General features: G+C 61.7%; 10 protein-coding genes. 6 read left to right on the top strand and 4 right to left on the bottom strand.

What is annotated here, in order from left to right:
- Positions 1 to 3: 3 nt before the first annotated feature.
- Entirely contained in the window at positions 4 to 879 is an 876-nt protein-coding gene (locus tag HKK52_RS31415; protein ID WP_169373973.1) for a LysR family transcriptional regulator, read from the top strand.
- Between the two features lie 107 nt (positions 880 to 986).
- Here the strand turns inward: HKK52_RS31415 and HKK52_RS31410 are convergent, their stop codons facing one another.
- Positions 987 to 1,850 carry a LysR substrate-binding domain-containing protein gene (locus HKK52_RS31410; protein ID WP_169373972.1) on the bottom strand — a complete coding sequence of 288 codons (864 nt, stop codon included), beginning with the start codon at positions 1,848 to 1,850 and terminating at the stop codon, positions 987 to 989.
- Between the two features lie 109 nt (positions 1,851 to 1,959).
- Here HKK52_RS31410 and HKK52_RS31405 point away from each other — a divergent pair, with 109 nt between their 5' ends.
- The 3 genes from HKK52_RS31405 (at position 1,960) to HKK52_RS31395 (ending at position 4,807) form a co-directional block, all read left to right on the top strand.
- The gene (locus HKK52_RS31405) at positions 1,960 to 3,069 is read left to right on the top strand and encodes a 2-aminoethylphosphonate--pyruvate transaminase (RefSeq protein WP_169373971.1); all 1,110 of its coding nucleotides are present in this window, start codon (positions 1,960 to 1,962) and stop codon (positions 3,067 to 3,069) included.
- 123 nt (positions 3,070 to 3,192) lie between these two features.
- Entirely contained in the window at positions 3,193 to 4,020 is an 828-nt protein-coding gene (gene phnX / locus HKK52_RS31400; RefSeq protein WP_169373970.1) for a phosphonoacetaldehyde hydrolase, read from the top strand.
- A 238-nt stretch (positions 4,021 to 4,258) separates the two neighbouring features.
- Complete coding sequence (locus HKK52_RS31395) at positions 4,259 to 4,807, top strand: cytochrome b (RefSeq protein WP_169373969.1); 549 nt, start codon at positions 4,259 to 4,261, stop codon at positions 4,805 to 4,807.
- 21 nt (positions 4,808 to 4,828) lie between these two features.
- Here HKK52_RS31395 and HKK52_RS31390 read toward each other — a convergent pair whose 3' ends face one another.
- Positions 4,829 to 5,743, bottom strand: coding sequence for a 1-aminocyclopropane-1-carboxylate deaminase/D-cysteine desulfhydrase (locus tag HKK52_RS31390; protein ID WP_169373968.1), 915 nt, complete (start codon positions 5,741 to 5,743; stop codon positions 4,829 to 4,831).
- Between the two features lie 252 nt (positions 5,744 to 5,995).
- Complete coding sequence (locus HKK52_RS31385; RefSeq protein ID WP_169373967.1) at positions 5,996 to 8,035, bottom strand: oxidoreductase; 2,040 nt, start codon at positions 8,033 to 8,035, stop codon at positions 5,996 to 5,998.
- Between the two features lie 210 nt (positions 8,036 to 8,245).
- On the opposite strand from HKK52_RS31385, the gene HKK52_RS31380 reads away from it, so the two are divergent.
- Positions 8,246 to 9,376, top strand: coding sequence for a carbon-nitrogen hydrolase family protein (locus tag HKK52_RS31380; RefSeq protein WP_169373966.1), 1,131 nt, complete (start codon positions 8,246 to 8,248; stop codon positions 9,374 to 9,376).
- Positions 9,377 to 9,379: 3 nt separating this feature from the next.
- Positions 9,380 to 10,417, top strand: a complete 1,038-nt coding sequence (locus HKK52_RS31375) for an AraC family transcriptional regulator (RefSeq protein WP_169373965.1) — start codon at positions 9,380 to 9,382, stop codon at positions 10,415 to 10,417.
- A gap of 349 nt (positions 10,418 to 10,766) precedes the next feature.
- On the opposite strand, the gene HKK52_RS31370 is transcribed toward HKK52_RS31375, so the two are convergent.
- On the bottom strand, positions 10,767 to 11,591 hold the full coding sequence (locus tag HKK52_RS31370; RefSeq protein WP_169373964.1) for a DUF2242 domain-containing protein: 825 nt from the start codon (positions 11,589 to 11,591) through the stop codon (positions 10,767 to 10,769).
- Between the last annotated feature and the right edge of the window lie 17 nt (positions 11,592 to 11,608).

Genomic DNA, 11,608 nt, shown 5'->3' with positions numbered 1-11,608 from the left:
TCGATGTCGGTTTCCCACGCCCAACTCAAAGCCTTCCACGCCGTGGCGGTTCACGGAAGCTTCACCAAGGCCGCCGAGCGGCTTTTCCTCACGCAACCGGCGATTTCCGACCAAGTGCGCAAACTGGAAGAGCGTTTCGGTGTGTTGCTGTTTCACCGCAACAAACGCTCGGTACGCCTGACGGATCTGGGCGAGCGCTTGCTGAGCATCACCCAGCGCCTGTTCGTCATCGAGGCCGAAGCCCAGGAGCTGTTGCAGGATTCCCAGGCGTTGCAAACCGGGAGCCTGATCCTCGCGGTCGATGCGCCCGTCCATGTGTTGCCGCAGATCGCCCGGTTCTGCGAGCGCTACCCCGGCATCAGCGTGAAGATCGAAACCGGCAACACCGATGAATCGCTGTTTCGGTTGTTCAACTATCAGGCGGATTTGGCGTTGCTCGGTCGGGACGTCAGCGATGAACGTTTGATTTCGTTGCCGTTGCGCAATGACCCGATGGTGGCGTTCGTGTCGCGCAATCATCCGTGGGCGGATCGCGAGTCGATTTGCCTGGCGGACCTGGATGACACGCCATTGGTGCTGCGGGAAATCGGCTCGGTCACGCGGCAAACACTGGAAGAAGAAATGGCCGGCGCCGGGTTTCGCATTCGCCCGGCGATTCAGGTCGAAGGCCGGGAGGCGGCGCGAGAGGCGGTGGTGGTGGGGATTGGCGTGGGCGTGGTTTCGGCCGCCGAGTTTGGTGCCGATTCGCGGGTTTGCGCGTTGCCGATTACCGACTGCAAGCGGCGGTTGACGGAGACGCTGGTGTGCCTGCGCGAGCAGAGTTCGCGGCGGGTGGTGGCGACGTTTCTGGAGATGGTGCGCGAGAGCCTGCTCAAATGATCGTTCCCACGCTCCGCGTGGGAATGCAGCCCGGGACGCTCCGCGTCCCAAAGCGGACGCGGAGCGTCCATTGAGGCATTCCCACGCTCCGCGTGGGAACGATCAGGTCAGGTAGAAGGCGCTAAATCGAAAAACGCCTGAATCAAACGCAACTCCCGCCGCCGCTCCATGCAGCCGATCATGTGTCGATTGATCAGCCCTTCGCCAATAATCGGCACCGCCACCACCCTTGGGTCATGGCTCACTTCGACTGACGACACCACGCCAACCCCCAACTCCGCAGCCACGGCCTCAGTCACCGCCTCACGACTGTCCAGCTCCAGCAGCACCCGCGGATTAATCTTCGCCTGGCTGCACGCGTCATCAAACGTACGCCGGGTAATTGAGCTCGGCTCGCGCAGTACCATGATCACCTGATCCAGTTCCTTGAGCGGCACACCCTTCGCGCGTTGCGCCCACGGATGCCCGGCCGGTACCAATGCGCAAATCCGTGATTCGCTCAACGCTTGCAGATGCAGGCCCTTGCGCGGCTCGACTTCTGTCAGCACCGCCACGTCAGCATGCTCGGACAACAACGCCGCCAGGGTTTCCTGGGCATTGCCCAAGCGCAGGTTCACCGTGATCCCCGGATAACGCGCACGCAAACTGGCGAGCATCGGCATGACCATGTGTGGCCCGTCCGCGGCCACTTCCAGGCGTCCGGTGAGCAATTGTCGATTGGCTTCCAGCATCACTTGCGCCTCTTCCGCCAGGCCGAACATGGCCCGGGTGATCGCCGCCAGTTTGGTGCCCTCCTCCGTCAGTTCCACCCGTCGTGCGGTGCGGCGCAACAGGGTGATCTGGTAGTGCTCCTCCAGCGCCTTGATGTGCCCGGTGACCGCCGGTTGGCTGATAAACAGCCGCGCGGCAGCCCGGGTGAAGCTGCCTTCCCGGGCCACGGCATCGAACGCGCGGAGCTGGAACAGGTTCATGAATAACCCTCACTGATGGTTGGCATAACAACAAACAATTTGATTGATGCGACGGCAAATTGCAATTTAAGCCCCGTAGCGTCATCCCATCGATTGCGAGGACATGAGAATGAGTACTGCCGAACCCATCCTGCTCACCCCCGGCCCATTGACCACATCGGCCCGCACCCGCCAGGCGATGATGGTCGACTGGGGTTCATGGGATGACCGCTTCAATCAACTGACCGCGAGCCTTTGCGAACAGCTGCTGACCATCATTAACGGCACCGACACTCACCACTGTGTGCCGTTGCAAGGCAGCGGCACCTTCGCCGTCGAAGCCGCGATCGGCACGTTGGTGCCCCGTGACGGCAAAGTCCTGGTGCTGATCAACGGCGCCTACGGCAAACGCCTGGCGAAGATTTGCGAAGTGCTCGGCCGTCCGTTCAGCACCTTCGAAACCGCCGAAGATGAACCGACCACCGCTGCCGATGTGGATCGCCTGCTGCGGGCTGACCCGAGCATTACCCACATCGCGCTGATTCACTGCGAAACCAGCACCGGCATTCTCAACCCGTTGCCGGAGATCGCCCAGGTCATCGCCCAACACGGCAAACGCCTGATCATCGACGCCATGAGTTCTTTCGGCGCGCTGCCAATCGATGCGCAACAAGTGCCGTTCGACGCACTGATCGCCGCCTCGGGCAAGTGCCTGGAAGGTGTGCCGGGAATGGGCTTCGTCTTCGCTCGCAAGGAATCGCTGGCGAATGCCGGCGGCAACTCGCATTCGCTGGCGATGGACTTGTTCGACCAGCACACCTACATGGCCAAGACCGGTCAATGGCGCTTCACCCCGCCGACCCATGTGGTCGCGGCCCTGCACGAAGCCCTGCTGCAATACAACGAAGAAGGCGGTTTGCCGGCGCGGCATCAGCGCTACGCCAACAACTGCCAGGTGTTGCTCGATGACATGGCCCAACTCGGCTTGCGCAGCTTCCTGCCCGCCGCGATCCAGGCGCCGATCATCGTCACCTTCCACGCACCGAAAGACCCGCGTTACCAGTTCAAGGAGTTCTACGAACGGGTCAAGGCCAAGGGTTTCATCCTCTACCCCGGCAAATTGACCCAGGTCGAAACCTTCCGCGTCGGCTGCATCGGCCACGTCAACCCGCCCGAAATGCACGCGGCGGTGGCGGCGATTGCCGAGGTGTTGCGCGAGATGGAAGTAATCGAAATCTGAATCAGCAGACGCCGCCGAACCTGTAGGAGCGAGGCTTGCCCGCGAACACAGGCGACGCGGTCCTCCATGCACACCGAGTTATCGTTCTTCGCGGGCAAGCCTCGCTTACAAGGGATCAACGACATGAACTACGCAAACCCAAGCAAACTCCAAGCCGCCATCCTCGACTGGGCCGGCACCGTGGTCGATTTCGGCTCGTTCGCGCCGACGCAGATTTTTGTCGAAGCCTTCGCCGAGTTCGACGTCCAGGTCTCCATCGAAGAAGCCCGCGGGCCGATGGGCATGGGCAAGTGGGACCACATCCGTACCCTGTGCGATCAGCCGCAGGTTGCCGAGCGTTATCGCAAGGCGTTCGGCCGTACGCCAACCGACGATGACGTCACCGCCATCTACAAACGCTTCATGCCGCTGCAAATCGAGAAAATCGCCGAGCACTCGGCGCTGATCCCCGGCGCTTTGGAAACCATCGCCAACCTGCGTCAGCAAGGGATCAAGATCGGCTCCTGCTCCGGCTACCCGAAACAGGTGATGGACAAAGTGGTGGAACTGGCCGCCACCAACGGTTACGTCGCTGACCATGTGGTCGCCACTGACGAAGTGCCCAACGGCCGCCCATGGCCGGCTCAGGCGCTAGCCAACGTTATCGCCCTGGGCATCGACGATGTCGCGGCCTGCGTGAAGATCGACGACACGGTGCCGGGCATTCTGGAAGGTCGCCGCGCCGGCATGTGGACCGTGGCGCTGATCTGCTCCGGCAATGCGCTGGGTCTGGATTACGCGGGTTATCAGGCCCTCGGCAGCGAAGAACTGGCCAGCGAGCGCAAGCGCATTCACGGGATGTTCGAAGGTTCGCGGCCGCACTACATGATCGACACCATCACCGATCTGCCGCAGGTGATCGCCGATATCAACAAGCGCCTGGCCAACGGTGAGATGCCGCAAAGCAGCTGATCCCCCGGGAACCCTGTAGGAGCGAGGCTTGCCCGCGAAGGCGGCGTGTCAGTCGACAAAGATGTTGGCTGATACGACGCCTTCGCGGGCAAGCCTCGCTCCTACACAGGGTTAATACCTGATCCAGAGCACTACGAAGGCAAATCGCCTCAGGCAAATACGGCAAAACAGGCTTACAGTTAAAGCACAGCGCCGCACAAGAACGGCACTTTGAGCATTGACCTGTGGAGAGCCCCGTATGCCCTGGAAGAACTCCGATTCACGTTACAGCACGGTGTCGATCACGTTGCACTGGCTGATGCTGGTGCTGCTGGCACTGGTTTACGCCTGCATCGAATTTCGCGGGGTCTTTCCCAAAGGCAGTGGTGGCCGGACGCTGATCACCGAATCGCACTTCATGCTCGGCCTGACGGTGTTTGTGCTGGTGTGGTTGCGGCTGTTCGCCCGCAGCCTGGGCCCGGCGCCGCAGATCTTCCCCGCGTCGCCGCGCTGGCAAACCACGTTGGCCAAATTGATGCATTGGGCGTTGTACCTGTTCATGATCGCCATGCCGATCCTCGGCTGGCTGGTCACGAGCGCCAAGGGCCATCAGGTGATGTTCTACGGGTTTGACCTGCCGTTGCTGGTCTCCGAAGACAAAGCGCTGGCCAAGCGGATTCAGGGTTGGCATGAACTGGGCGGGACTATCGGCTACTGGCTGATCGGCCTGCACGCCGTGGCCGGGCTGTATCACCACTATGTGGTGGGGGATAACACGTTGTTGCGGATGATGCCCAAGCGGGGGTGATTCGCAAAACTGGCACAACTCCTACGGGATATTGAAACCCCGTCGCCCTTGCAAGCCACCGGTATGGATGAAGATCAGCCGCGTGCCGTGGGCGAATCTTCCCGCTTCAACGTGTTGTTTGAGTGCCAGCAGTGCTTTGCCGGTGTACAGCGGCTCCAGGGGAATGCCACTGACCTGTTCCGTCTGTTCGATGAATTCCGTCAACAGCGAGTCCACTTTGGCAAACCCACCGCGACTGGCCTCGAACAGCGCATAAGCCGGCTCCGCCCCTCCCACAATCGCCTCAACCTGCTGCGCCACGCCATGATCGTCGGGCACCGCCAACGCGCCATAGACAAGATGCTCGCCCGCCTCGGCCAGCACCAGGCCGGCCAGGGTGGTGCCGGTTCCGCAGGCCAGCCACCAGCCGTCGTAGTCGTCCCAGCCCAGACCGTTCAATTGCTCTCGCACTTGATCCCTGAGCTGCATGCAGCCCTGCGCCCCACGCAAACCGCCGCCCCCTTCCGGCACCGGGTGCAGAGTCGGGTATTGCGCCTGCCACGGCAGCCAGAAACCCGCCTCGTGCCGCGCGCGATAACCGCCGTAACCCAACCAGTGCAGCTGCATGCCGAAGTCCTGTAGGTCCTTTACGGTCGGCGTGTCGTGTGGATGACCGCGCAGTAATCCCACGGTGTTGAAACCGAAGCGTTTTCCTGCTGCGGCCAAGGCATGCAGATGATTGGAGTGAGCGCCACCAAGGCTGATGATGCCGTCGGCACCGGCCTGGTCAGCGGCGTGAAGGTGTTCGATGAGTTTGAACCACTTGTTGCCGCTGATCAGCGGGTCGATTTGGTCCAGGCGCAGGATGGCGACTTCGATGCCGGCTGCGGTGAGCCAGTCGAGGTGCAGGGGGCTGAGCGGGGCTTGGGGTAGCCAGAAGTTGGGAGGAGAAAGCATTGGCGTTACGCATTGGGTCAAAAGACAGCAGTCTACAGTGAGCCCTCCCCTGTAACAGCTGTCGAGCTGTAGCAGCTGTCGAGCCCCGGCGAGGCTGCGTTCGGCTGCGAAGCAGTCGTCAATCCATTCACCGTGGTTTATCTGTAACACCGCGGTGGTTGTTTTTACGACTGCTTCGCAGCCGAACGCAGCCTCGCTGGGGCTCGACAGCTGCTACGCTCGACAGCTGCTACGCTCGATTGCGGCTACGGATTAGAGCTCGGCAGCGAGGCGCGATCCTTGGTTGATCGCCCGCTTCGCATCCAGCTCGGCCGCGACGTCCGCACCGCCGATCAGATGCACGTTCTGCCCGGCCGCGACCAGACCGTCCTGCAATTCACGCAGCGGATCCTGCCCGGCGCAGATCACGATGTTGTCCACCGCCAGCACTTGCGGCTCGCCGGTTTCGCCGATGCGGATGTGCAGGCCTTCGTCGTCAATCTTCAGGTATTCGACGCTGTTGAGCATCTGCACCTGCTTGTTCTTCAACCCGGTGCGGTGAATCCAGCCGGTGGTCTTGCCCAGGCCGTCGCCGACCTTGGAGGTCTTGCGTTGCAGCAGGAACACCTCACGGGCCGGGGCATGGGGCTGGGCCTTGATCCCGGCCACGCCGCCGCGCGCTTCGAGGTGCGTATCGATGCCCCACTCTTTCCAGAACGCGGCGCGGTCGAGGCTGGTGGCCACACCTTCGTGCACCAGGAACTCCGAAACGTCGAAACCGATACCACCGGCACCGATCACCGCCACACGCTTACCCACCGGTTTGCGCTCGAGGATCACGTCCAGGTAACTCAAGACCTTGGCGTTCTCAACGCCCGGAATCGCCGGGGTACGCGGCGCGATGCCGGTGGCAAGAATGATCTCGTCGTAACCGCCCGCCACCAATTGCGCCACATCGACGCGGGTGTTCAAGCACACCTCGACGTTGGTGGTCTGCAATTTGCGGTTGAAATAGCGCAGGGTTTCGAAGAATTCTTCCTTGCCCGGCACGCGCTTGGCGATGTTGAACTGGCCACCGATTTCGCTGGCCGAATCGAACAGCGTCACCTGATGGCCACGCTCGGCGGCCACGGTGGCGGCGGAAAGACCGGCAGGACCGGCACCGACCACGGCGATTTTCTTGATCTGCTGCACTGGCAAATAATTGAGCTCGGTCTCATGACAGGCACGCGGATTGACCAGGCAACTGGTCAATTTGCCACCGAAGGTGTGGTCGAGGCACGCCTGGTTGCAACCGATGCAGGTGTTGATTTCATCCGCGCGGCCAGCAGCAGCCTTGTTGACGAAATCGGCGTCGGCGAGGAACGGCCGGGCCATCGAGACCATGTCGGCATCGCCTTCCGCCAGGATCTGCTCGGCGACTTCCGGGGTGTTGATACGGTTGGTAGTGATCAGCGGAATACTCACCGAACCGCGCAGTTTGGCCGTGACCTTGCTGAACGCACCGCGCGGCACTTTGGTGGCGATGGTCGGAATCCGCGCTTCGTGCCAGCCGATGCCGGTGTTGATGATCGTGGCGCCCGCCTGCTCGATGGCCTTGGCCAGGGTGACGATTTCTTCCCAACTGCTGCCGCCTTCCACCAGGTCGAGCATCGACAGGCGAAAGATAATGATGAAATTCGGACCGACCGCTTCACGCACGCGGCGGACGATTTCCACCGGCAGGCGCATGCGGTTTTCGTAGCTGCCGCCCCAACGGTCGGTGCGGTGGTTGGTGTGGGCCGCGAGGAACTGGTTAATGAAATAACCTTCGGAACCCATGATTTCGACGCCGTCGTACTCGGCGACTTGCGCCAGTTTCGAACAGGTGACGAAATCGCTGATCTGCTTCTCGATGCCTTCCTCGTCCAGCTCTTTAGGCTTGAACGGGTTGATCGGCGCCTGGATTGCGCTCGGCGCAACCTGTTTCGGGCTGTAGGCATAACGCCCGGCGTGGAGGATCTGCATACAGATCTTGCCGCCCGCCTCGTGCACCGCGCGGGTGACGATCTGGTGCTTGAGCGCTTCTTCCTCGGTGGTCAACTTGGCCGCGCCGGAATACACCCCGCCCTCATCGTTCGGGCCGATACCGCCAGTGACCATCAGGCCAACACCACCCCGGGCACGTTCGGCAAAATACGCCGCCATGCGTTCGAAACCGCCGGGCTTTTCTTCCAGGCCAGTGTGCATCGAGCCCATCAGGGTGCGGTTGCGCAGCGTGGTAAAACCCAGGTCCAGCGGGGCCAACAGGTGCGGGTAATGAGCGGCGGCCATCGGTAACTCCACATCGAGCGATCACGGAAAAAGTGCAGGAGCTCTTCGGCCCCTGTCAGTCATGTGGCACAGACTAAGAGTCGCATCGTTGTCACTCAATGACCCAAACTCACAACTTATTGATCCAAATGCGCAGCGCCCCTTGGCAAGCGCCGACCGTGGCCCTACCCTAGTCGACGAATCCTGCACACGGCCGTTGACTGCTTTCCCATGCGCAAACTTCTGTACCTGACCTTTTCCATGGCGTTGATCGCCGCCCTCACGACCTACGCCATGTGGGCCGCGGACCGTCCGGTGGGTCATTACCTGTCAGACCTGCGGATCAATCTGGCGGTCGATCAAGGCACCCCGGCCGATCGCGGCAATCTGCTGGGCATCCAGCCCGAGCTGTTCCCCACCGACTACCAAAGCCCCGAGCGCTTGCACCGCAAACTCGCGGCTTATCTGCAAAAAGCCCAGGACCAGGGCCTGCTGAACGACAAAACCATCGTGGTGCTGCCGGAACATGTCGGCACCTGGCTGATGGTCAGCGGCGAGAAAGATGAGCTGTACCAGGCCAGCACCCTGAAGGAAGCCATGAACTGGCTGGCGGCGAGCAATCCGTTGCAATTCGTCCGCGCGCTGATCAGCGCCAAGGGCGCCAGTCGCCTCGACGACGCTCATCTGCGCATGAAGGCCAAAAGCATGGCCAAGGATTACCAGGCGCTGTTCGGTGGCCTGGCGAAAGAATTCCACGTGACCCTGGTGGCCGGCTCCATCGTGCTGCCGGAGCCAAGTGTGCGTGATGGCAGCCTGAAAATCGGTCACGGCGCGCTGTTCAACAGCACCGTGGTGTTCGGTCGAGACGGTGTGCCGATCGGACAACCGCAACGGCAGATGCACCCGATCTTCGCGGAACAGGACACCCTCGCCGCCAACACCGATCACACGGTCAACGTAATTGACACCCCGGCCGGACGCTTGGGCATCTTGATCGGCAGCGACAGCTGGTACCCGGACAACTACCGCAAACTCGACGACCAAGGCGCGCAACTGGTGGCGGTCCCGGCGTTCGTCGTCGGGCGCGGCACCTGGGACAAACCGTGGCGCGGTTACAAAGGCCTGTCGACACCCGGCTCGGTCAGCCTCAAGGCCGGTGAACTCAGCGAAGGCCAGGCCTGGCATCGCCTGACCCTGATCGCCCAGCCACCCAGCAGCCAGGCCATCGCCGGCATGAGCGTATTCCTGCGCGGGCAGTTCTGGGACAAGGGCAGCGCCGGTCAGAGCTTCCTCAGCAACAATGGTCAACACTCCGCCGACGGCAATGAGCGTGGCGCGCGCATGCTGAACCTCTGGTTGTAAACCATGAAGCCGCTGCCGATGCGCCTCGGGGATCTGTCGGTGGGCTTCGTTCATAGCCTGGCCGATGCCGTGCACAGCCACGGCGCCGACCCACAGCCCTTGCTCGAACAGTACGGCCTCGACGCGGCGCGCCTGGGCGAAGCCGGTGCGCGACTGTCGATCCCGCGCTACATGCGCCTGGGCCACGGGGCGATTCAACTGACCGGCGACCCGGCGCTGGGCTTGCGCATGGGCCAGCTCAGTCGCTTGAGTCAGGCCGGCCTGGCTGGCGTCACCGCCGCCCAGGCGCCGACCGTGCGAGAAGCGGCGCGTTGCCTGATTCGTTTCGAAGCCTTGTACGGTTCCAACTATCGCGGCCAGTCGAGCTTTCACGAAGACGTTCGGGGCGCCTGGCTGCGCTTCTATTCCATCAGCCCCTACAACGCCTACAACCGCTTCGTGGTGGACTCGATCATCGCCGGCTGGTTGCAGCAGTTGTCCAGCGTGAGCCCTGCCCCGCTGCGTGCCGAGCGCATCGAGATCGAATTCGAAGAACCGCTGTATCGAGAAGCCTACAGCGTGTTTGATTGCCCGATCCAGTTCGGCGCCGAGCACAACCAACTGCGCCTGAGCCTGAACGCCCTCGCCCAGCGCAACCCGCAACACTGCCCGAGCACCTGGCGGCACCTGCTGCAATTGTGTGAAAGGGAACTGGAACAGTTGACACGCACCCGCAGCCTGCGTGAACGCATCACTCAGTTGCTGGGGCCGTTACTCAATGGTGGCCGGGAACCCGACCTGGAAGAAGTGGCGGCACGCCTGAAGCTGCCGACCTGGACCTTGCGTCGCAAACTCGCCGAGGAAGGCACGCAATTTCGCGCAATTCTCAACGACACTCGCCGCGACCTGGCCATGACCTACATCCGCGATACCGAACTGGCATTCGGGGAAATCGCCTATCTGCTCGGCTTTGCCTCAGCCGAAGCCTTTCAACGGGCCTTCAAACGCTGGAACGGCCAGACACCCGGCGAGTTTCGCCGCAGTCATCGCCAATCCGCGTAAAGCCTTACAGCTCGGTGGCGTCTTCGGCCGGTTCCAGTGGATCCAGTTCAAACGCCGAGTACTCGAGCAACTCTTCTTGATAATCGTCCAATGTGGTGTCCCCCATCGCTCATTAAAAATGGCCTGATCAACTAACCAGCGCCTTGAGCATAAAGTGCCCGCGTGAAAGAAAAATGACGTTCACACGACACTCTGCCGCTACTGAATAAAACGTAGCAGGTGGTCAGGAATTTATCACAGGATTTTTTCGATACAGGCCGTAGGACAACGGCCTGGTTTGACGTGGGTCAAGCTTGATGGCCATTACGGGAGCGTGTCGTTCGACACGCTCCCGTAACGCCTGGATCGCTTACTGGGCCGGAATAGGTTCGCTTGGGGGCGGCATGTTGTCCGGATGCGACGGTGGCGTGATGGTCTCGGCCGGCGCGGGCTCGGACGATTCAACGGGAGTGATCGGGGCCGATTCTGCTGGCGGAGTGACCGGTTCTGAGGCCGCAGGGGCCGCCTCGACAGGTGCTGGCGCCGCTACAGGCTCTGCGGCAGGTGCGGGCGCTGGCGTGGGCACCAGTGGTGCTGGTGCAGCCTTGGCTTCAGGTACGCCCAGGTCGGTTTTCGGTTTTTCGACAATGTGCGCGGCTTTCTTCGCTTCCGGCGGCAGGAACAATTCCACCAGGGTAAAGAAACGCTCGTAGAACTTGGCCGAGGATACGGTTTCGCTGGCCACCTTGACCATCGAATCATCGGACGAACCGATCGGCATCGACACCGAGCCCAACACACCGACGCCGAGGCTGGCGGAGTTGTTGGTTTTCTTCAGGGCATAGCGGTCCTGCAGGGCGTTGGCGAACATGGTCGCGTGGTGGCCTTCAGAGCCATCATCGGCACACACCACACTGAAGCTGATCTCCATGTGGGTCTCGCCGGTCTGCTGGAAGCTCTTGTGGCCGCTGACCAGTTTCGGGTCGCTGCTGGTGATGATGTAGCCCTGGCTGAGCAAGGCGCGACGAGCAGCTTCGCAGGTCTGCGCATCGGTCACCGGATAGCTGCGTGAAAACGTTCCGGAATCGTCGAAGTTCTCATGCTCATAGATGGCGGCTTTCTTCGACGAACAACCGGCAGCAACGGCCAGCACCAGTGCCAGCCCGACGATACGCATGGGAATTGATCTAAACATTGAACATCCTGAGAGAA

Origin of the sequence: Pseudomonas sp. ADAK2, assembly GCF_012935755.1 — a bacterium.
GTDB lineage: Bacteria > Pseudomonadota > Gammaproteobacteria > Pseudomonadales > Pseudomonadaceae > Aquipseudomonas.
The sequence above is the reverse complement of the archived record's forward strand: the minus strand, read 5'-3'. Positions and strand labels throughout refer to the sequence as shown.

What these genes read in the sequence shown, in the direction of transcription:
- HKK52_RS31390 (WP_169373968.1), bottom strand. Translation starts at nt 5,743, where the DNA reads ATGCTTTCTCCTCCCAACTTCTGGCTACCCCAAGCCCCGCTCAGCCCC.
- HKK52_RS31405 (WP_169373971.1), top strand. Translation starts at nt 1,960, where the DNA reads ATGAGTACTGCCGAACCCATCCTGCTCACCCCCGGCCCATTGACCACA.
- HKK52_RS31395 (WP_169373969.1), top strand. Translation starts at nt 4,259, where the DNA reads ATGCCCTGGAAGAACTCCGATTCACGTTACAGCACGGTGTCGATCACG.
- HKK52_RS31385 (WP_169373967.1), bottom strand. Translation starts at nt 8,035, where the DNA reads ATGGCCGCCGCTCATTACCCGCACCTGTTGGCCCCGCTGGACCTGGGT.
- HKK52_RS31375 (WP_169373965.1), top strand. Translation starts at nt 9,380, where the DNA reads ATGAAGCCGCTGCCGATGCGCCTCGGGGATCTGTCGGTGGGCTTCGTT.
- HKK52_RS31380 (WP_169373966.1), top strand. Translation starts at nt 8,246, where the DNA reads ATGCGCAAACTTCTGTACCTGACCTTTTCCATGGCGTTGATCGCCGCC.
- HKK52_RS31415 (WP_169373973.1), top strand. Translation starts at nt 4, where the DNA reads ATGTCGGTTTCCCACGCCCAACTCAAAGCCTTCCACGCCGTGGCGGTT.
- HKK52_RS31410 (WP_169373972.1), bottom strand. Translation starts at nt 1,850, where the DNA reads ATGAACCTGTTCCAGCTCCGCGCGTTCGATGCCGTGGCCCGGGAAGGC.
- HKK52_RS31370 (WP_169373964.1), bottom strand. Translation starts at nt 11,591, where the DNA reads ATGTTTAGATCAATTCCCATGCGTATCGTCGGGCTGGCACTGGTGCTG.
- phnX (WP_169373970.1), top strand. Translation starts at nt 3,193, where the DNA reads ATGAACTACGCAAACCCAAGCAAACTCCAAGCCGCCATCCTCGACTGG.